General features: G+C 68.0%; 16 protein-coding genes. 12 read left to right on the top strand and 4 right to left on the bottom strand.

The window, feature by feature from the left end; genetic code table 11:
- Positions 1 to 51: 51 nt before the first annotated feature.
- Entirely contained in the window at positions 52 to 429 is a 378-nt protein-coding gene (locus HZS54_RS19375; protein ID WP_179918699.1) for a hypothetical protein, read from the bottom strand.
- Positions 430 to 567: 138 nt separating this feature from the next.
- Here HZS54_RS19375 and HZS54_RS19370 point away from each other — a divergent pair, with 138 nt between their 5' ends.
- Positions 568 to 2,694: an ABC transporter substrate-binding protein gene (locus HZS54_RS19370; RefSeq protein WP_246391698.1), complete on the top strand. Its 2,127-nt coding sequence runs from the start codon at positions 568 to 570 to the stop codon at positions 2,692 to 2,694.
- Between the two features lie 146 nt (positions 2,695 to 2,840).
- Here the strand turns inward: HZS54_RS19370 and HZS54_RS19365 are convergent, their stop codons facing one another.
- Positions 2,841 to 4,655 carry an ABC transporter substrate-binding protein gene (locus tag HZS54_RS19365; RefSeq protein WP_179918698.1) on the bottom strand — a complete coding sequence of 605 codons (1,815 nt, stop codon included), beginning with the start codon at positions 4,653 to 4,655 and terminating at the stop codon, positions 2,841 to 2,843.
- Positions 4,656 to 4,878: 223 nt separating this feature from the next.
- Between HZS54_RS19365 and HZS54_RS19360 the strand changes: the two genes are divergently transcribed.
- The 10 genes from HZS54_RS19360 (at position 4,879) to thsA (ending at position 16,601) form a co-directional block, all read left to right on the top strand.
- The gene (locus tag HZS54_RS19360; protein ID WP_246391697.1) at positions 4,879 to 5,871 is read left to right on the top strand and encodes a DUF4129 domain-containing protein; all 993 of its coding nucleotides are present in this window, start codon (positions 4,879 to 4,881) and stop codon (positions 5,869 to 5,871) included.
- Positions 5,861 to 7,879 carry a DUF58 domain-containing protein gene (locus tag HZS54_RS19355; RefSeq protein ID WP_179918697.1) on the top strand — a complete coding sequence of 673 codons (2,019 nt, stop codon included), beginning with the start codon at positions 5,861 to 5,863 and terminating at the stop codon, positions 7,877 to 7,879. The genes HZS54_RS19360 and HZS54_RS19355 overlap by 11 nt, the downstream gene beginning before the upstream one ends.
- Positions 7,879 to 8,412, top strand: coding sequence for a DUF7519 family protein (locus HZS54_RS19350; RefSeq protein WP_179918696.1), 534 nt, complete (start codon positions 7,879 to 7,881; stop codon positions 8,410 to 8,412). The genes HZS54_RS19355 and HZS54_RS19350 overlap by 1 nt, the downstream gene beginning before the upstream one ends.
- A 213-nt stretch (positions 8,413 to 8,625) precedes the next feature.
- Entirely contained in the window at positions 8,626 to 9,600 is a 975-nt protein-coding gene (locus HZS54_RS19345; protein WP_179918695.1) for an AAA family ATPase, read from the top strand.
- 21 nt (positions 9,601 to 9,621) lie between these two features.
- Positions 9,622 to 10,344 carry a YIP1 family protein gene (locus tag HZS54_RS19340; RefSeq protein WP_179918694.1) on the top strand — a complete coding sequence of 241 codons (723 nt, stop codon included), beginning with the start codon at positions 9,622 to 9,624 and terminating at the stop codon, positions 10,342 to 10,344.
- Positions 10,345 to 10,382: 38 nt separating this feature from the next.
- Positions 10,383 to 11,405 carry an ABC transporter permease gene (locus tag HZS54_RS19335; protein WP_179918693.1) on the top strand — a complete coding sequence of 341 codons (1,023 nt, stop codon included), beginning with the start codon at positions 10,383 to 10,385 and terminating at the stop codon, positions 11,403 to 11,405.
- A 2-nt stretch (positions 11,406 to 11,407) separates the two neighbouring features.
- Positions 11,408 to 12,433: an ABC transporter permease gene (locus tag HZS54_RS19330; RefSeq protein WP_179918692.1), complete on the top strand. Its 1,026-nt coding sequence runs from the start codon at positions 11,408 to 11,410 to the stop codon at positions 12,431 to 12,433.
- Positions 12,434 to 12,475: 42 nt separating this feature from the next.
- On the top strand, positions 12,476 to 13,615 hold the full coding sequence (locus HZS54_RS26350; RefSeq protein ID WP_179918691.1) for an ABC transporter ATP-binding protein: 1,140 nt from the start codon (positions 12,476 to 12,478) through the stop codon (positions 13,613 to 13,615).
- Between the two features lie 3 nt (positions 13,616 to 13,618).
- Complete coding sequence (locus HZS54_RS26345; protein WP_179918690.1) at positions 13,619 to 14,809, top strand: ABC transporter ATP-binding protein; 1,191 nt, start codon at positions 13,619 to 13,621, stop codon at positions 14,807 to 14,809.
- Between the two features lie 109 nt (positions 14,810 to 14,918).
- Positions 14,919 to 16,601 carry a thermosome subunit alpha gene (gene thsA, locus HZS54_RS19315; protein WP_179923076.1) on the top strand — a complete coding sequence of 561 codons (1,683 nt, stop codon included), beginning with the start codon at positions 14,919 to 14,921 and terminating at the stop codon, positions 16,599 to 16,601.
- A 438-nt stretch (positions 16,602 to 17,039) separates the two neighbouring features.
- On the opposite strand, the gene HZS54_RS19310 is transcribed toward thsA, so the two are convergent.
- Together HZS54_RS19310 and HZS54_RS19305 are read right to left on the bottom strand one after the other, a co-directional pair.
- Complete coding sequence (locus tag HZS54_RS19310; protein ID WP_179918689.1) at positions 17,040 to 17,801, bottom strand: IclR family transcriptional regulator; 762 nt, start codon at positions 17,799 to 17,801, stop codon at positions 17,040 to 17,042.
- Between the two features lie 236 nt (positions 17,802 to 18,037).
- Entirely contained in the window at positions 18,038 to 19,279 is a 1,242-nt protein-coding gene (locus HZS54_RS19305) for a mandelate racemase/muconate lactonizing enzyme family protein (RefSeq protein ID WP_179918688.1), read from the bottom strand.
- 156 nt (positions 19,280 to 19,435) lie between these two features.
- Here HZS54_RS19305 and xacF point away from each other — a divergent pair, with 156 nt between their 5' ends.
- Positions 19,436 to 20,887, top strand: a complete 1,452-nt coding sequence (gene xacF, locus HZS54_RS19300) for a 2,5-dioxovalerate dehydrogenase (protein ID WP_179918687.1) — start codon at positions 19,436 to 19,438, stop codon at positions 20,885 to 20,887.
- Positions 20,888 to 21,152: the final 265 nt, after the last annotated feature.

Below are 21,152 nucleotides of genomic sequence, written 5' to 3'. Positions count from 1 at the left end.
AGCCCGGCCGCTGGGGGTCGTGAGAGCGTCGGAAGAAGGTGGTGGGCGCAGTCAGGCCGACGTCGTCGCGCGGGCGTACAGTTTGTTCGCGAGCAGGAACCCGTAGGCCGTCGCGCCGAGGACCATGAGGGTCACGCCGAAGATACCCAGCATCGCGGCGAAGATCTTGTGCGCGAGGACGATCCCGGAGACCTGTCCGAACGCCTGGTACTGCTCGGGGATCCCGTTCATCAGCGAGATCGGGCCCGCGTCGCCGCCGATGACGATCGCGGGAGTCCCGTTGACGAAGGTGGCTCCGAGAGCGATACAGACCCCGCCCATCACGATCGTCATCAGCGAGATGTTCCCGACCATGAAGTAGTACAGCGCCAGCGCGTACGCCCGGACGCCGTCCGCTTCCTGCCCGGCTCGTTCGAGTTCCTGCCTCATTGCGATAGACTGTTTCACACACCCATTTGAAGGTTGCGCTTGCGGGTGCGGACGCGTCGCGCCCGCCAGTCAGATACGTCGCTGACTCAGTATGAAATAATCAGGAAGTTTTATATAGAGCTGGCAGAACGTAGAGGTATGCGGAAGCCTGACAGCATCCGTGACAAGGAGTTATCGCGACGCCAGTACGCGCAGATACTGGCTGGAATGGGAGCCGCGGGCATGGCCGGTTGTGGGAGTGACGGTGGTTCCACGGACACGCCGGGTTCGGGGAGCACTCCGACGCCGACACCCAGCGGCGACGGTGACGACGGTGGGACCGACAGCAGCACCGCGACCGCCGAGGAGCCGGTGACTCGCCAGATCAACTACGCGGTGGCGAACTCGCCGGACGTGTTCAACTGGAACCCGTGGACGCCCCAGGACAACACCGCCGGGGACCTGTGGATGTCGGACCTCCACGGGCTCCGGAACGTCCACACGACGAACACGTCCTACAGCGGGACGACGGTGCCGACCCCGCACAAGCCCGACCAGGAAGAGATCGAGATCATGACGTGGATCTCGGGCTTCGAGGTCGAACCGCCGTACGACTGGTACGACCACCACGACGACCGCGCCCGCTACTGGAACGGCGACCCGTTCGACGCGGACGCCCGCGAGGCGCACAACCACGTCAACTTCTTCCAGGAAGGCAACAAGTTCACCGAGGGCGCGACGTTCAACCAGCGCGCCGAGGACCAGTGGACCCACCACCAGTGGCAGAACAAGGGGTCGGTCCCCGAACAGGACCCGGACCCGACTGCCCGGGTCGTGCTGCGCTCGAACGCCGGGCCGGTCGACGGCAACCCGCCGATCCACCCCGACTTCACCACGCCGTATCGGGAGCAGTTCCGTGACGCGGCGAACGGCGACGAGGTCAGCTCGATCACCGACGAACTCGTCAGCGACCGGATCAGCCTCGACCGCATGGCCGAGAGCGGCGGCACCGACGAGATGCTCGCCGGGTCCGGCCCTTACATGCTGAAGTCGATGGACGACGTGGGCTCCGAGCGAGTGATCCTCCGGCTCAACGAGGACCACCCCAACGCCGAGAACACGAACGTCGAGCGGCTCGCGCTGTACTGGGCGGAGGGCGACCGGCGCCAGACGCTCATCAACGAGGGCGTGCTCGACGTCGACTCCGGCGCCGTCACCGACAGCGGGGCGACCACCCGCGAGACGCTGCCGGACCACGTCCAGGAGTTCACCCGCTGGCTGCGCGCCACGGGCGGCGACGTCTGGCAGCTCAACTGGCAGAACGAGCACCTCCAGAACCTCTGGGTGCGCCGCGCGCTCATCGAGGCCATCGACTGGAACGCCGTCTCCGCGAACGGGTGGGGCGAGGACGCCTCCCAGGTCACCCAGCACGACACGTTCCTGCTGGACGCCCAGTCCGAGAGCACGTTCTCGGAGGACTTCCTCGACCAGCTGCACCTCTACTCCCGGGCCTCCAACAAGGAGAACGCCAACGAGTACATGCGGCGGGCGGGCTACAGCAAGCAGGGCGGCCAGTGGGTCGACCCCAACGGCAACCAGGCTTCGATCGACCTCTCCTCGCGCTCGGGCAGCCCGGCCAACGTCCAGGGCGCCCAGACCATCCGCGCGAACCTCGCGAACTGGGGCTTCGGCGTGAACTTCACCACGATGGGCTGGAACAGTTGGTCGACCTCGATCAACCCCAGCGAAGGGCTCAACTACGACTCCACGATGTTCTGGCACGGCGACCCGTACGTCTTCCAGTACTACCACGACCGCGGCGCGTGGTGGGACCTGGGCCTGGTCGGCGGCAGCCCGACCGGCGACCCGTACAACGCCGACCCCGAGGACGAGGTGGACACGCAGGGCAAGCCGATCGTCCAGCAGGTGCCCGACGAACCGGGCGCCTTCGAGGCCCCCGACGAGGCCGGCAAGTCGCCGGACCTGGACAACGCGAGCGAGGTCAACCTCGTCGAGACCGTCAACGCGATCCGCCAGCCCGGTAACTCCGAGGAAGCTCAGCAGGAGCTCTACCGGACCTGCGCGAAGTACTACAACTTCTACGTCCCGCACTTCGCGTTCCATCAGTACCTGATGGGCTCGTACGGCGACGTGCGCGACTTCGACTGGCCGGACCCGTCGGCCCGAGCGTTCGACTACGAGCGCTCGTTCGGTATCGAGGACGTGCTCGTGCTCGGCGGCATCGCACAGGCCAGCACGGACACCGACTTCGAGCCGCCGCAGTAAGCGGCTGACCACCGAACCGAACCACGACCACCCGGGCCGTCCGGGTCGACGCTTTTCGTCGCTTCTCACGCTCCGACGAGCGGCGGTACTCCCGCGGCTCGTCGAGTCTCGACGAACGACAGTACGCTCCGCCGTCCGGAGCGGCGCTACTCCTCGGTCGCCGGCCGGATCGCGCCGTGTTTCAACATGTGGAAAACGGGCTGGTCGGCGGGACCGGCGGTCCCGTATTCGGGGTCGGAGTCGTAGGACGGCCACTCGAAGTCGCGGGTGTTGCCCCAGAGGCCGTCGACGGCGGTGCCGAGATAGATGTCGGGGAGAGCGTCGTTCCACCAGGTCGCGAACGTGGTGACGGCGTCGACGGTCGTCTCCCGGTCGCTCGGCCCCTCGATCGTCCGCCAGGTGTCGCGGAGGTCGACCGTCCGGCGCTCGCTCGCGGGGGCGTCGACGGCGCCCGGCCTCGGGGGGACGGACACCTCGACCGGTTTCCCGCGGCTTCCTTCCTCGGCGTCGGGGCCGGAGAGCCCGTAGCCGATCGAAGTGGACCCGCCGCTGGTCACGTCGTAGACGCTGTAGGGGTCGCCGTCGAAGTTCCAGAGGGTGATGTCGTGGCTGTGGTTCGAGACGGCGGCGTAGACGTTGCTGTTCGTGAGCCGGTCGGTCGTCACGTCGAAGCCGAACCGCGAGAGGCTCGACGCGACGACCTCGGCCCCGGAGACGAACCCGGACCACACCGGCGTCGCGATCCGGAGCGACGGTTGCTCGCCGTCCGGGCCGCGCCAGTCGCCGTTCCCGTCTCGGCTGTAGCCGGCGTCGCGCATGTACTCGGCGGCGGTCTCCGCGTCGGCCTCGACGGGGTAGCGGTGGAGCCGTTCGCGGACCTCGTCGGGGAGCCACCGGCGCGCGGCGGGCGCCGAGAGGCCGGTCTGGCGGACGGTGGGCTCGCCCCAGTCGGCCACGTCGACCACCTGGTCGACCGGGATGACCGACAGGACGGCCCGCCGGACCGGGCGGCGCGCGAGGTGAGGGTTCCGCCAGTCGAGGACGAGCTTGGTCCCCGAGTCGGTCGGGTAGCGCGCGAGCTGTTCGAGGTTCTCCGGCGGGGTGCCCCGCTCGTCGGCGAGCCGGCCGGTGCCGCCGTCGAGCCACCCCTTGTCGATCAGGTTCTCGATCGAGACCGACTGGACGACGGGGAACCACAGCCGCGGGACCGCGACCTCGTCGGCGCGAGGATGGTCCTCGTAGCGCTCCAGCATCAGCCGGTTGATCGACACTTCGACCAGCTCGTAGGGACCACAGCCCAGTCCCTCCTCGGCGACCGTCTCCAGCCCGGGGCTGTCCGTCCGGAGCTCGGCGACGACCTCCGCGCGGCGCTCGTCGGTCCCGGCCTCGCGGAGCCGGTTCAGCCACGGCTCGTAGCGGTCGGCGCGCGTCCGGACGGCGCCGCTGGCCGCCGTCGCGAGCGCGAGCGGGCGGTCGAGCGGGCGGTCGAAGCGGTAGCGGAGCCTGCGGTCGTCGAGGCGTTCGACCTCGTAGCCCCGGTCGCCGCCGACGAACGACTGGATGCGCTCCTCGATCCACGCGTCCCGGGCCGTGACGGGGTCGCCCGACCACCACGTGTACCCGTCGGCGTACGCGACGGTCGCGGTGTCGCCGTCGGTGTCGAAGGAGTCGACCACGTCGCCGAGCCGGCGGTCGCCCCCGGGGGCGGTGTAGGACTCGGCCTCGAAGAGGATCGAGTAGAAGGCCGCGGGGTCCGAGGAGGACCACGGGCCGACGTGGACGTTCCCCGGGACGTAGGGGAACTGAAACCCGAACACCTGCGGCGAGTCGACGATCTCGTTCGGGCCGGTACAGCCGGCCACCGACCCGGCCGCCCCGGCGCCGACCGCGGCGAGGTACGCCCGCCGGGTCATCCCGTCGCTCGGGCCGTCGCCCGCCCCTCGCTCGGAACCTGAATCCATCGGCGCGAGGTTATGGACGACCCGCCTTAAGGCCTCCGGGGACGGCCCCGTCGGCGGGCGGTCCGCCGGCGGCACCCCGCTGGAACCCCGACGAGGCCCCGAGTGCGAACGGTTCTCTCCCGCACCGACCGCGACCGGACAGGTCACCGCTACCCGGCGGATCGCCGAGCGGTCTCCCCGGCAAGCGGAAAAGACATATAGGGTCGATCGTACAAATCGTAGTATGGATGATTATGTGTCACAGGAAGCCCTGCGGTTCGTCGTGATCGGGCTCGTGGCGATGGCCGCCATCGCCGTGGGCGCCGCGACCATCACGGCGACCGTCGACACGGGGGCGACCGGTGGTGGGCAGGGTCCGATAGACGACCCGAACGAACAGCAACAGAACCGGGGGGGTGGCGGAAGCGATGGTGGCCCGGGCGGGGGTGACGGGCTCAACCGCAGCGGAGACGGGTCCAGCGACCAGGTCGTCGAGTACACCACCTGCGTCGAACCGCTGACGACGTGGTACGGCGGGCTGGCGTACTTCGGCGCCGCCGCGATGCTCGTCTTCCTGATCAAGCGGCGCTACTCCTTCGGCGCGGCGTTCCTCGGGCTGTACGCGCTCGCGCCGCCGGTGCTGCTGGCGTACTTCCTCGGGACCGACTGCGCGACCGTCGGCGGCCCCGGGCTGGGTAACAGCAGCGTCACCAACGCGGCCAACGCCTCGTCGTCACCGGTCGCGTCGGTGGACGTGCCGCCCGCGGCCATCCTCGGCGTGTTCGGTATCGTGCTCGTCGCCACGGCCGCGGTGCTGTTCCGCGCGTCGGGCGACCAGGGGATCACCACCATGGAAGAGGAAGCGGCCGACGAGGGCGAGGGCGCCGACGTGATGGATCTGGCCCAGGCCGCCGGCCGCGCGGCCGACCGCCTCGAAGAACACAACGCCGACGTGGACAACGAGGTCTACCGCGCGTGGTGGGAGATGACGAGCATGCTCGACGTGCCCAACCCCGACAGCGCGACCCCCGGCGAGTTCGCCGAGGCCGCCGTCGACGTGGGGCTGGGCGAGGACGACGTACGGGAGCTGACGCGGCTGTTCGAGGAGGTCCGCTACGGCAAGCGCGACGCCGCCAGCCGCGAGGACCTCGCGATCGACGTGTTCCGTAACATCGAGGCCGAATACGGCGGGTCCACCGACTCGTCGGTCGGTCAGGAGGGCGACGATGGATATTGAGACGATACTCAACCGCGCGCTGATCGCCATCGGGGCGGTCCTGTTCGCCGCCGCCGCGGCGATGATAGTCGTCCCGGACCTCGCGAGCGCACTGCCCTCGGCGACGCAGGGCGTGTTCCTGGTCGGGATCATCGCCGTGGTGACCGGGCTGGGCGTCGTCCGCCGTCGGCTCCGGGGCGAGGTCGAGGAGACGGTCACGCCGAACCCCGAGCGGCCCGCCGGCAACCCGATGCCCGGCGAGGACGTCGACCGGATGCTCTACGAGATGACTCACCTGCGCCAGGGGGTCAACGAGAACCGCGAACACCTCGAGGAGCGCCTGGAGAACCTCGCGGTCGCGGTCGTCCGCAACCGCGAGGACTGCTCGGTCGAGGAGGCCCGTCGCATCCTCCAGACCGGCGAGTGGACGGACAACGAGACGGCCGCGGAGTTCTTCCAGGGCGAGCGCACGGCCGCCGAGGAGGCGGGCCTGTCGGGGTCGCTGCTCTCGGGCACCGACGACGCGGCCGCCTTCGAGAACCAGTTCCGCGTCACCGTCGAGGAGCTCATCGAGGTCGGCGACGTGGACGTGAGCCACGAGGTCGACACCGAGGAGTCCGAGGACCGTTCGTTCTTCGAGCGCCTGTTCGGTCGGTCGGGCGACGACGGCGACGGCGAGGACGCCGTGGAGTCCAACTGGAACGAGTCCAGCTCCTCGGTCCCGACGTTCGACACGAGCGAGCCGTTCGAGGACGTGAGCCTGCAGCACACGAACCGCTGGCTCGGCGTGACGGCGTTCGCGCTGGTCGCGATCGGCGCCGGCGTGGTCACGTTCACCCCGGGGCTGATGCTCGCGGGGACGGTCGGTATCGCCTACACCATCTACGCGCGGGTCTCGGCGGTGCCCCGGACGGAGGGGCTCGTCGTCGAGCGCGAGTACGACGCCGACGACCCCGAGCCGGGCGACCTCGTCGAGGTGACGCTGACGGTGCGCAACGAGAGCGGGTCGATGCTGCCCGACCTGCGGATGGTCGACGTGGTCCCCGACTCGTTCGTCGTCACCGACGGCGTCCCGCGCCTGCACACGGCCCTGCAGTCGGGCGCGCAGGCCCAGCTCGAGTACACCGTCCGCGTCGAGCGCGGGGAGTACGAGTGGCCGCTGCTCGTGGTCGCGCGGGACTTCAGCGGCGGCGTCGAGCGCACGTCGCTCGTCACGCCCGAGGCGGGGATGCGAGTCGTCCCGCCGCTGCGGGTCACCAACGACATCCCCGTGCGCGCCCAGACCACGCAGTACGCCGGTGACGTCGACACCAAACAGGGCGGCGCCGGGCTGGAGTTCCACTCCGTCCGCGAGTACCGCCCCGGCGACCCGATGAACCGCATCAACTGGAAGCAGGTCGCCAGCACCGGCGAGCTGGCGACGATCGACTTCCGCCAGGAGAAGGCCGCGACGGTCACCATCCTGTTCGACACGCGCCAGAGCGCGTACATCTCGGCGGGCGTCGACGAGCCCCACGCCGTCGACCACTCCGTCCACGCGGCCAGCGACATGTTCGGCGCGCTGTACGACCAGGGGAACCTGGTGGGGCTCGCCGCCTTCGACACCGTGCCGTGCTGGTACGCGCCCGGCGCGGGGAGCGAACACCTGGAGAACGCCCGGGTCCTGTTCGCCCAGCACCCGGCGCTGTCGCCGCGGCCGCCCGAGCGACAGGACCACGAGAGCCAGTACATCGACCCGATGACCCACGTGCGCCGGCGGCTGCCGAGCACGTCGCAGGTGTTCTTGTTCTCGCCGCTGGCGGACGACTACGCGGCCGAAGTCGCCCGCAGACTCGACTCCGAGGGCCACCTGGTCACCGTCATCAGCCCCGACGTGACCGTCGACGAGACGGTCGGCCAGCGGCTCACGCGCATCGAACGGACCGCGCGGGTCCGGTACCTCCGCGAGCGGGGGATCCGCGTCATGGACTGGGACCCCGACGGGCAGCTCTCCCTCGAGGTCGAGAAAGCACAGACGAGGTGGGCATAATGAGTTTCGACATTCAGGACGAGGAGTTCAACGCGGTCGAGGTCACGCACTCGCCCGCACGGTTCAGTAGTATCATCGCCGTCGCCGCCGCGCTGCTGGCGGTCGTGACGACGGCACTGGTCGCGCCGCTGTCGGCGCCGGTCGGGCTGTTCGGGCTGGCCGGCGTCGCCGCCGGCCTGTTCGTCTTCGAGTCCGAGCGGCTCACCATCGCCGGCACGGGGATCGTCTTCGTCGGCGTCATCGCCGCCGGCTTCTTCGGCGACGTGCCGGAGTTCCTGCTGTTCGCGGCGCTGGCGACGATAATCTCGTTCGACCTCGGCTCGAACGCCTTCAGCGTCGGCCGGCAGATGAGCGACCAGACCGACACCCAGCGCGGCGAGGCCGTCCACGTCGCCGCCACCGTCTTCGTCGGCGTCATGGCCGCCGGCCTCTCCTACGGCCTCTACATCGTGCCGTGGGGATCGCTGACGGTGCCGGCGCTCACGCTGCTGTTGCTGTCGGCCCTGTTTTTCATCTGGTCGATCCGGCAGTAGGCCGGTCGACCCCTTCCGTCTCGCGTCGAGAGGTTTTCGTCTCCCGTCGAGAGACCCCCGTATCACGTTCGAGCGCCCCCTTCTCGGGCCGCTCTCCACTTCGCGACGAAACCGTCGAGATCCGGCCGCTGACTGCCGCGTCAGTCAGCATTCCATCACGGAAAACCGTCGCACACCGTCAGGATTAAGAGGCATAGCACGGGCTATCTTACCATGGCACAGAGCGACCTATCCATACAGGAGGCCAGTGACGAGTTGGACGCAGTGGTCGACGAGATCCAGTCGTCGGTCATCATCGACGAGGAGTTCCTCGAGACGGTGCTCGTGGGACTGCTCTCGAAGGGGCACGTCCTGCTGGAGGACGTACCGGGGACGGGCAAGACGCTGACGGCGAACAGTTTCGCGACGGCGCTCGGCCTGTCGTTCTCCCGCATCCAGTTCACACCGGACCTGCTCCCCAACGACGTGACGGGGACCTACATCTACAACGAGCAGGAGGGCGAGTTCGAGTTCAACAAGGGGCCTATCTTCGCCAACATCGTCCTCGCCGACGAGATCAACCGCGCGCCGCCGAAGACCCAGGCCGCGCTGCTGGAAGCGATGGGCGAGGGCCAGGTCACCACCGAGGGTGACACCCGCCAGCTGCCCGAGCCGTTCTTCGTCATCGCGACGCAGAATCCCGTCGAGCAGGAGGGGACGTTCCCGCTGCCCGAAGCGCAGATCGACCGTTTCAACGTCAAGAGTTCCATCGGCTACCCCGACGTGGACGGCGAGGTCGAGCTGCTCCGGCGCCGCAACGACCGCACGTCGACGACGCCGTCGGTCGGCCAGGTGCTCGACCACGACTCGGTCATGGACCTGCAGGCGGTCCCGGACACCGTCACCGTCACCGAGGACATGCTGGAGTACATCGCCGCGGTCTCGCGGGCCACCCGCGACGACCACCGCGTCGAGACCGGGATGAGCCCGCGCGGGACCCAGCGCCTCTACGAGACCGCGCGCGCACAGGCGGTCATCGAGGGACGCAACTACGTCACGCCCGACGACGTCAAGACGGTCTCCCAGCCGGTCATCGCTCACCGCCTCGGCCTGACCGCAGAGTCGCAGGTCAACGACGTGGACAAGTCGGAGATCGTCGACGAGGTGCTCGAAGAGATCCCCGTCCCGACCATCGAGGCTCCGGCGTAACGACCGACTGGAGGATACATCATGGGTGTTTCAAACGCAGTTCGGAATCCGGGCTCGTACCTCAGCAGGACGCTGGGTCTGTACCGCGCGCTGTTGACCGACCCGGAGCGGTTCTACGACGAGTACATCGGGACGCGGCGGGTCAAATCGGAGTTCGCGCTCGTGCTGGTCGCCGGCCTGATCGGCCTCGTGGGCAACTACGTCATGCTCGACACGCTGATCTTCGAGTTCGAGGCCTTCGACTCGGTCGTCATCAACGACCAGGTCCGCTTCCAGCTCCAGCAACGGGTCATCGAGCCGCTGCTGGGCGCGTTCCTGCTGTGGGTCTGGTTCGGGATCGGGATGTACTACGTCGGCTGGCTCTACACGACGATCGGCACGACCTACGTGACGATGAAGCGGACCGCGTGGGCGCTGTTCCCGATCCTGATCGCCAACGTCATCCACACCGCGGCGATGGCCTACGCGTCGACGACGCTGGACGTCACCGAGGAGGACATCACGATCTCGACGAGCCTCTCCAGCGAGGTGGCGTCGTTCGTCTGGTCGCAGGCCAGCGGTGAGACGGTCGTCCTCGCCGCGACCGCCGTCGCCATCGTCTTCGCGCTGTGGACCGGGTACATCGGCGCCTACGCGATCAGGGACGTGCGGGACCTGACGACGAGCGAGGCCTACAAGGTCGCTGCCGTCCCGACCGTCGGCTACGTCCTCTACATCGCCTACAGCGTCTTCACCGCGCTCTGACAGAAGAATTAAGAAGTTGTGAGACTCCAACACACAGTATGAACTATTACATACGCCGATTCGCGCAAGCGATCGTGACGTTCGTCGTGGGGATGTTCATCACGTTCGCACTGTACAGACTCGTCCCGGGTGGGCCGGTCCAGGCGATCATCGCCGACCGGGTCCAGACGATGCAACAGCGGGGCCAGCCCGTCGACACACAGGAAGTCGCCGAGATGGCCGAACAGCTGACGGGGATCAACCCCGACACGCCGATCCCGATCGCCTTCTACGAGTGGCTTCGGGACATCATCCTCTACCAGGACTTCGGCGAGTCGATCCTGTTTCAGGACCCGGTCTTCGACATCCTCTTTCGCGGGATGCCGTGGTCGATCTTCCTGAGCGTCTACGGCCTCCTGCTGGGCTTTACGGCCACCATCGCGGTGGGCGTGTTCATGGCCTGGCACGAGGGGACCAAGATCGACTCCGGGCTGACCGTGTTCGTGCTGGTCATGCGGTCGATCCCGTACTACGTGGCCGCGATCGTGATGCTGTCGGTCCTGGCGTTCCAGTGGGGGCTGTTCCCGACCGGCGGCCGCGCGCCGCCGGCGGCGACGCCCGGGTTCAACGTCGAGTACATGATCGGGATCGCCAGACACGCGACGCTGCCCATCCTCTCGAACTTCATCGTCGGCTTCGCCGGCGGGGCGATCGGGATGCGGGCGCTGTCCGTCCGGGTCATCGGCGAGGACTACCTGCGGTCGGCGCGGCTGCGCGGGCTCGGCACGAACCGCATCCTGACGCGGTACCTGACCCGCAACTCCATCCTCCCGATCTACACCGGGTTCATGCTCGGTATCGCCGGGATGTTCAGTTCGAACGTCATCACCGAGGTCATCTTCCAGTACCACGGGGTCGGCTGGTTCATGCTCGAGGCGGCGGTCAGTCAGGACTACCCGCTCGTGATGGCCGCGTTCGTCTTCTTCTCGGGCATCACGGTGACGGCGATCCTGATCGCTGACCTCACCTACGGACTCATCGACCCGCGAGCCGGAACCGGTGCGTCCAGGGAGAGCTTCTAACGATGTCCGAGAAAGAACCACGGAGCGACGGGGGCGTCACGCAGGAAAGCATCTTCGGGACCGACGACGACACCGAGCGTCGACGGACGCCGCCGGCCGAGCGCGCGCGCCGCGCGTTCGACTTCTACATCGCGACGCCGTTCCGCGTCGCGTGGTCGGACTGGCGGACGCGCATCGGAGGCGTGGGCGTGCTGTTCTACCTCCTGATGGGGACCGTCGGCGTCTGGCTGGTCCCGCCGCCACAGATCAACGAGGGGCCGTACTACCTCCAGCCGTTCGTCGACTGGTCGATGCCGCTGGGGACCGACAACCTCGGACGCGGCGTCTTCAAGACGCTCGTCCACTCGACGCCGGCGATGATGAAGATGGCGCTGGCCGGGATCGTCTTCGCGGTCGGCGTCGCGGTTCTCGTCGGGATGATCGCGGGCTACAAGGGCGGCGTCGTCGACACCGTCCTGATGACGATCGCCGACGTGTTCATCACCCTCCCGGGCCTGCCGCTGATCATCGTCCTCGCGGCGATCTTCTCGCCGAAGGACCCGTTCATCGTCGGGACCATCATCGCAATCGACCAGTGGCCGGGGCTGGCCAGGATGTTGCGCTCGCAGGTGCTGTCCTTGCGCGAGGAGGACTTCGTCGAGGCGGCGCGGTCGATCGGGCTCTCGACGCCGACGATCGTCGGCCAGGAGCTCGTCCCGAAGGTCGCGCCGTTCGTGCTCGTCTCGGCGGCCGGGGCGGCCGTCGCCGTCATCTTCCAGTCGGTCGCGCTGTACTTCATCGGCGTGCTCCCGTTCAACTCGTTCAACTGGGGCGTGATGATGCAGCTGGCCTACGAACAGGGTAACGCGATCTCGGCGCCCGGCCGCGCGGGTCACTGGATGCTGTTCCCGCTGCTGGCCATCTCGGGCGTGAGCTTCTCGCTGATCCTCTTCTCGCAGGGGCTCGACCGAGTGTTCAACCCGCGCCTGCTGGCGCGCCACTCGGAGACGGTCCCGGAGGACGAACAGGACGGAGCGGGTGACCTCTGATGACCGCTCGCGAATCGACCGACCGACCGGAGGGACGCTGACATGGCAATCGGACAACCGAACCAATCGACCGAGGAAGAGGCGACGGAGGGCGAAGACCCGGACGACGACATCGTCATGAGCGTAGAGGACGCCCGCGTGCAGTTCGGGATGTCCCGCGGACAGGCGTGGGTGCTCAACGACGTGAGCCTCGACGTTCGGCGCGAGGAGATCCTCGCCGTCGTCGGGGAGAGCGGCTCGGGCAAGTCGATGTTCGCCGCCGCGCTGATGGACGCCGTCGAGGACCCCGGCCACCTCTCGGGGGACGTGACCTACTACCCGAGAGAGGACGAGAGCGACGACACCCCGAGCGCCGACCAGATCGGCTCGTACGACGCCGTCGGGGACGACTCCGTCGACGTGCTCGGGATGAGCGAGGGCGAACTCAACAACTTCCGCTGGGAGGAGGTGTCGATGGTGTTCCAGGGGGCGATGAACTCGTTCAACCCCACGATGAAGATCAAGGGCCACTTCCACGAGACCATCCAGGCCCACAACGCGGTGCTCGACGAGCGGATGGAGCACGTCCGGGACCTGTTCGAGGCGCTGCACCTCGACCCCGACCGCGTGATGAACTCCTACCCGCACGAGCTCTCCGGCGGGATGAAACAGCGCGCGCTCATCGCACTCGCGCTGGTCCTCGAACCCGAAGTACTGGTGATGGACGAGCCCACGGCCGCGCTCGACCTGCTGATGCAGCGGTCGATCATCTCGATGCTGCGGGAGCTGCGCGACGAGTTCGAGCTGACGATCGTCTTTATCACGCACGACCTGCCGCTGGTCGCCGGGCTGTCGGACCGCATCGGCGTGATGTACTCCTTCGAGTTCATCGAGGTGGGCGACACGCGGTCGCTGCTGAAAGACGCCGCTCACCCCTACACCCGAGCGCTGTTGCGGTCGGTGCCGAGCATCGACTCCGACATCGACGACATGCAGCCCATCGAGGGGGCGCGGCCGGACCCGGTGAACATCCCGACGGGGTGTTCGTTCCACCCGCGGTGTCCGATCGCAGACGACCGGTGTGAGATCGAGGACCCCGACCTCGTGTCCGTCGACGAGGACCACGAGGCGGCGTGTTTCTACACGGACCAGGCCCGCAACGAGCTGGCGTACAGCCTCAACCACGGGACCACGGAGGACTAACCGATGAGTACAGACGAACCCACGGCGGACGACGTGACGGCCGACGACCCGGCCGTCGACGACGCCGCGACCGACGCACCGGACGACGAACCGATCCTGTCGCTCGACGACGTGAACGTCCACTACACGCCCGGCGGCGTCGTCAAGCGAGCGCTGACCGACAAGAAGGTCCGCGCGGTCGACGGCGTCAGTTTCGACCTCTACGACAACGACATCGTCGTGCTGGTCGGCGAGTCGGGCTGTGGCAAGACCACGCTCGGCAAGACCGCGATCGGCCTCGAGAAGCCGACCAACGGGTCGATCTCCTACCGCGGCCAGGACATCTGGGACGCCAAGGACAACCCCCGCGACGCCGACATCGAGTTCACCGAGATCCGGCGCGCGATGCAGATCATCCACCAGGACCCCGCCAACGCGCTGAACTCCTCGCGACGCGTCAAGGCGATCCTCTCGGACCCGCTCAAGAAGTACCGGACGGAGCTGGGGCCCAAGGAGCGCGAAGACACAATCTACCGCTTCCTGGAGTTCGTGGACATGATGCCGCCGGAGGACTACGCCGAGCGCTACCCCCACCAGCTGTCGGGCGGGGAGAAACAGCGCATCGCGCTCGGTCGCGCCCTGCTGATGAACCCGGACGTGATCCTCGCCGACGAGGCCATCTCGGCGCTGGACGTGAGCCTCCGCGTCGGGATGATGGACCTCATCCTCGACCTGCAGGAGACGTTCGACACCTCCTACATCTTCATCAGTCACGACCTGGCCAACGCCCGCTACCTCGCCAAGCGCGCGGGCGGGCGCATCGCCATCATGTACCTCGGCGAGATCGTCGAGATCGGGCCGCCCGAGGAGATCCTCCAGAACCCGACCCACCCCTACACGAAGGTCCTGAAGTGGTCGACGCCGACGGTCGACCCGGACCTGGCGAAACAGCGGATCCAGGAGGACCCGCCGGTCCGCGAGGTGGACGTGCCCGACCCCGAGGACCCGCCCTCGGGCTGCAAGTTCCACACGCGCTGTCCGGAGGCCCGCGAGGTCTGCACGCAGGAGGAACCGGGGATGTTCGACACCGCCGGCGAGAGCGAGACCGCCTGCTTCCGCGCGCTGGAGACCCACGAGTACTGGAACAGCGCGGAGCTGGCCGACGCCGAGGAAGTCGAGTACGACGCTCAGGACTCCTCGACGTTCGGCGACTGAGCCCGACGATACCCTTCTCGGCCGGTCCCGCGTGACCGGCCGCCGCGCTCGTTCGGAAAGCAAATCTTATTTCCGCCAGACGCGGTTGTGAGCACACATGGCACGACAGATGGCCGACGGACCGATGGTGGTCCTCTCCGACGAAAGCCAGCGCACGTCGGGCGAGGACGCCCGGTCGATGAACCTCGAAGCGGGGCGCGCAGTCGCGGAGACGATCCGGACGACCCTCGGCCCCCGGGGGATGGACAAGATGCTCGTCGACCAGGGTGGCAACGTCGTCGTCACGAACGACGGCGTGACACTGCTGGAGGAGATGGACGTCGACCATCCCGCCGCGGACATGGTCGTCGACGTGGCGACGACCCAGGAGGAGGAGGTCGGCGACGGCACCACCTCCGCGGTCATCCTCGCCGGCGCCCTGCTCGGCAACGCCGAGGAACTGCTCGAACAGGACATCCACCCGACCTCGATCGTCGCCGGCTACCGCCACGCGGCCGAGACGGTCACCGAGGTGTTCGAGGACATCGCGACCGAGGTCGACCCCGACGACACCGAAGTGCTCGAACAGGTCGCCGGCACCGCGATGACCGGCAAGGGCGCCGAGACCGCCAAGGACCTGCTCTCGTCGATGGTCGTCAGCGCCGTGCGAGCGGCCGTCCGCGAGGACGGCACCGTCGACCAGGACGCCGTCGACGTGCGCCAGTTCTACGGCGCCTCCATCGACGACTCGGAGTTCGTCGACGGCATCCTCTTCGACATCGAACCGGTCCACCAGAACATGAGCCGCGACCTCGACGACGCGAACGTCCTCGTCTACGAGGGCGACATCGAGGTCTCCGAGACCGAGGTCGGCGCCGAGGCGTCGGTCGGCGACATGGGCGACCTGCAGGGGTTCGTCGAGCGCGAGCAGTCCGAGCTGGCCGACAAGGTCGACGCCATCGTCGAGGCGGGCGCCGACGTGGTCCTCGCCGACGGCGGCATCGACGAGTACGCCGCCGAGCTGCTCGTCGAGAACGGCATCACGGCCTTCCGCCGCGTCGACGACGACAAGCGCCAGCGCGTCGCCGCCGCGACCGGCGCCGAGCGCGTCGGCGACCTGAAGCTACTCACCGCCGACCACCTCGGCCACGCCGGCAGCGTCTCCGAGCGGGTCATCCGCGACGTGACCGTCCGCCGGCAGGCCGACCACGAGTCGACGGTCGTCTTCGGTGACCTCCCCGAGGAGGGGGTCGGCACGATCCTCCTCCGCGGCGGCACCGAGCACGTCCTCGACGAGGTCGAGCGGGCCGTCGTCGACAGCATCGGCGTCGTCTCCGCCGCCATCGAGGACGGCTACGTCCTGCCGGGCGGCGGCGCCCCGGAGATCGAGGCGTCGCTCGCGCTCCGCGAGGAGGCCGACTCCGTCGAGGGCCGCGAGCAGCTGGCCGTCGAGGCCTTCGCCGAGGCCTTCGAGGACGGTCCCCGAACGCTCGCCGAGAACGCGGGCCACGACGCCATCGACGCGCTGGTCGACATGACCGCGCGCCACGACGCGGGCGACGTGAACGTCGGCATCGACGCCGACACGGGCGAACTCGTCGAGATGTTCGAGGACGGCGTCGTCGAGCCGCTGCGCGTCAAGACCACGGCCGTCAACTCCGCGGTCGACGCCTCGACGATGATCCTTCGCATCGACGACGTGATCTCCGCCGGCGACCTCTCGGTCGGCGGCGAGGACGAAGACGAAGGCGGCGCGGGCGGCCCGCCCGGCGGCATGGGCGGGATGGGCGGCGGCATGGGCGGCATGATGTAAGACCATCTTTTTCGCGGGCGGGTTTCCTCGGCGCGCTTCGCGCGCCTGCGGGAACCCACCCGCGAAAAACATGGGTGAAAAAGGCCGGTCGCCGCGGTCGCTTCGCTCCCTCGCGACCGGTGAACCGCGCGCCTGCGGCGCGCGGACGTTCTCTCACTGTTTCCCGTCGTTCGCTATATCACGACGTGTTTTCGGCCGAGTGTATTGGTATCCGTGCCAAAGGTTGCGGTTCCAGCATCCGGCGCGCAGCGCCGGTTCGCCGTCAGAGCAAGCGGTGACGAGCCTGCGGTCGTTCGCGCTGCTCACTCCCGCAGACACCGGACGCGAGGGAGCGCAGCGACCGAGCCGTCCGGCCTTTTTCACCCATGTTTTTGGACCGGGGGTTCCCCGCAGGTCGCCGCAGGCGACCGAGGAAACCCCCGGTCGAAAAAGATGGTTTCAGGAGTAGTTGTGTTCCAGTTCGACGACGTTGGCGGCGCCGAGCACCGCCTGGCGGAGGTCCTCGTAGAAGCGGTCGTCGTCGACGCGGTGGACGGGACAGGAGACGCTGATGGCGGCGATGGCGCGGTCGTCGTCGTCGGTGATCGGGGCGGCGACGCAGCGGAGCCCGTTGAGCCGCTCCTCCTCGTCGACGGCGTAGCCCTGCTCGCGGATCTCGGCGAGTTCGTCGAAGAAGGCGTCGGGGTCGGTGATCGTGTGTTCGGTCTCGGCGGGCATGCCGTGGTCGTCGATGATCCCCTCGACTTCCTCCGTCGGGCGGAACCCGAGGATGGCCTTGCCGAGGCCGGTGCAGTGGAGGTTGACGCGCTTGCCCTCGTAGGTGTCGAGTTCGACGGCGTTGTCGCCCTGGGCCTGGTAGAGATAGATGCCCTGGCCGCTCTTCTCGACGAGGAGGTTGACCAGTTCGCCCGTCTCGTCGGCGAGTTTGTCGACCTCGGTGTGGGCGGCGTCGAAGATGTCGTTGCGCTTGCGCGCGTAGGCGCCCAGGCCGAGGAAGGCGAGCCCGATGTGGTACTCCTCGCCCTCCTTGACGACGTACTCGCGGTTGGCGAGCGTGTTGAGGTGGTTGTGTACCGCGCTCTTGCCCACGTCGACCCGGTCGGCGACCTCCGAGACGCCGGCGCCGTCGAGTTCCTGGATGATCTCGACGATCTGTAGGGTCCGGTCGACCGTCGTGACCGGGTGTTTCGGCTCGTCCATACGAGAGGATTCGCGCCGCCGCACTTACCTGTTCCCTTCGAACGAACTCCGTTCTGTATCGTTCCGACCGGACCGTTTCCGATCGGCAAATGCGGCCGTCCCGTGAGAGCGGCGTTCGATAGCGTGAAACGGCCTCGTGTGCCGCCGCTCGTGGCTGCGAGCGCGTCGAAACGGCGAAGAATGACTCAGTTGGCGCCCGATTCGTCCGGCGAGCGGGTCGCAGCTCTTCGGCGGGCTTACGCGGCCTCGTCGAACAGCGTCTCGCCTTCGACCATGTTCTCCTCGATGGTGTCGAAGTCGAGCGTCAGGCCGAGGCCGGGCTCCTCGGGGATCTCCATGCGGCCCTCCTCGATGAGGTTGTCCTCTTCGACCAGGTCCTCCCACCAGCCGAGCTCGTAGGAGTGGTACTCGACGGCCAGCGAGTTCGGGATGGCGGCCGCGAGCTGCGCGGAGGCCATCGTACCGATGGGTGAGGAGACGTTGTGCATGGCGACGGGGATGTAGTACATGTCGGCCATGGCTGCGATCTTGCGGCCCTCGCGCATGCCGCCGACGCGCGGGATGTCGGGGGCGATGATGTCGATGGCCTCGTTCTCGATGAGGTCGCGGTTGCCGTGGGTGCGGTAGACGTTCTCGCCGGTGGCCAGCGGCGTGGCGGTCGACTGGGTGACCTCGCGCTGGGCGTCGTGGTTCTCCGGCGGGACGACGTCTTCGAGCCACCACACGTCGTACTCCTCGAGGCGCTTGGCGAGGCGCTTGGCGCTGCCGGTGGCGTACGACCAGTGGCAGTCGAAGGCCACGTCGGCGCGGTCGCCGACGGCTTCGGTCGTCGCCTCGACGATCTCGGCCTTGTGCTCGATCTCGCCCGGGCGGAGGTGGCGGTTGGCGCGGTCCTTCTCGTGACCGGAGGGCACGTCGAGGTCGAACTTGATGGCGTCGTAGCCCAGGTCGGAGACGACGCGGTCGGCCTCCTCGGCGCAGGCCTGCGGGTTGGCCTCGTCCTCGGTGTGGAGGTCGCAGTAGACGCGCGCGGAGTCGCGGTACTTGCCGCCGAGCAGCTGGTAGGCCGGCAGGTCGGTGAGTTTGCCCGCCACGTCGTGCAGCGCGATCTCGATGCCGGAGATGGCGGAGATGACCTTCCCGGAGATCGAGCCCTCGCCGGACATCTTCTGGATGAGGTGCTCGTAGAGCCGGTCGATGTCGAGGGGGTTCTCGCCGATGAGGAACGGCTTCATCCGCTCGATGATGGCCGTGTCGCCGCCGCCCCAGTAACACTCGCCGTTGCCGACCGGGCCGGCGTCGGTGTAGACGCGCACGAGGATCCACGGGTAGTTGCCGTCGACCATCGTCGTCTGTACGTCGGTGATCTCCGCGTCGCGTGTGCCGCCGCGCTCGTTCTCGACGCCCATCGTCTCGGCGGAGAGGTCCCGCATCGTGTATTCAGCGTTCGGATCGCTGATCTTGTCGAAGTCGACCATGACGAGTATAGCTCCAGACGTAACTCGCTTAAACTTTCCCACATCCGCTCGGCGCCGGCCCTGGCGGTCGTTCGGGTCGCCGAAGCGATCGAGATAGTGGCAGGCCGTGTCCTGTATGGAAACTCGTAAGTGGTCGCCAGACGACCGTTAGCGTGCATGACAGAGACCACGAACCTGTACATCGACGGCGAATGGGTCCCGGCCGAGGACGGGTCCACGTTCGCGGTCGAGAACCCCGCCGACACGACCGAGACGGTCACCGAGTACGCGAAGGGGTCCACCGAGGACGCCCAGAAGGGCATCGACGCCGCCAACGAGGCCCAGGCCGACTGGGAAGGCATGCCCGCGCCCGACCGCGGGACCATCCTCCGCGAGACGGCGAAGCTCCTGGAGGAGCGCAAGGAAGACCTGACCGAACAGCTCTCCCGCGAGGAGGGCAAGACGCTCTCGGAGGCCAGCCCCGAGGTCCAGCGCGCGATCGACATCTTCTACTACTACGCCGAGAAGGCCGCCGACAACGCGGGCACGCGGAAAGGCCCCAGCGGCGGTCGCACCTCGGTCTACACGAAGCGCGAGGCGCTGGGCGTCGCCGGCCTCGTCACGCCGTGGAACTACCCCATCGCCATCCCGGCCTGGAAGATCGCGCCGGCGCTCGCGACGGGCAACACGATCGTCCTCAAGCCCGCCTCGGCCGCGCCCGGCCCGGCCGCCAGCATCGTGCAGGCGCTCGAAGACGCCGGCATCCCGGACGGTGTCATCAACTTCGTCCCCGGCTCCGGCAGCGACGTCGGCGCCGAGCTAACCTCCAACGACGGCATCGACGCCGTCTCCTTCACCGGTAGCTCCGAGGTCGGCCACCACGTCTACGACGCGGCCACCGACAACATGGCCCGCGCGCAGGCCGAGATGGGCGGCAAGAACCCCGCCATCATCACGGACAGCGCGGACGTCGAGGAAGCGGTCGACATCGTCGGCGCCGGCGCGTTCGGCGTGACCGGCCAGGCCTGTACGGCCTGTTCCCGCGCCATCGTCCACACGGACGTCTACGACGAGTTCGTCGAGGGCATCGTCGAGTACGCCGAGTCCATCGACATCGGTCCCGGCGTCGAGGACCTGGGCATGGGTCCCCACGTGACCCAGAGCGAACTCGAGTCCACGCTCGAGTACGTCGACGTGGCCGCCAACGAGGGGGCCACCCACGAGACCGGCGGCGAGCGTCTCGAGGGTGACGAGTACGACGACGGCTACTACGTCAGCCCCGCCGTCTTCAGCGACGTCGAGCGCGACATGCGCATCTTCCAGGAGGAGGTCTTCGGTCCGGTCCTCGCCGTCACCGAGGTCGACGACTTCGAGGAGGCCATCGAGGCCAGCAACGACAGCGACTTCGGTCTGTCCTCCTCGGTCGTCACCGACGACCTGAACGAAGCCCACGAGTTCATCGAGCGCACCGAAGCCGGTGTCGCGAAGGTCAACGAGAAGACGACCGGTCTCGAACTCCACGTGCCCTTCGGCGGCAAGAAGGACTCCTCGACCAACACCTACCGCGAGCAGGGCGACGCCGGTCTCGACTTCTTCACCGAGATCAAGACGGTCTACCTCAACACGTAGACCCGCCGTCCGCCCCCTCGCCCCGTAGTCGAGAGCGACCATCTCCGTCCGGTATCTCCGGACATCCTCTCTTTCGGTCACCGACGGCGAGACGAATCACGCCCGTAGCCACCGAATCCTCGCCCTCGACGCCCCACTCTCTCCAGATCCGTTCTGTTCCGGTGAACGTCGACTGGTAAAATAGATGACCTGACTCGTTCGTCAGGACATGCGTATATCGAGTATCGACGGCGGGAACGACCCGATACGTGCCGAGCCGACTGTC

The sequence above is a fragment of the Halosimplex pelagicum genome (genome assembly GCF_013415905.1).
GTDB classification, from domain to species: Archaea; Halobacteriota; Halobacteria; order Halobacteriales; family Haloarculaceae; genus Halosimplex; species Halosimplex pelagicum.
The sequence above is the reverse complement of the archived record's forward strand: the minus strand, read 5'-3'. Positions and strand labels throughout refer to the sequence as shown.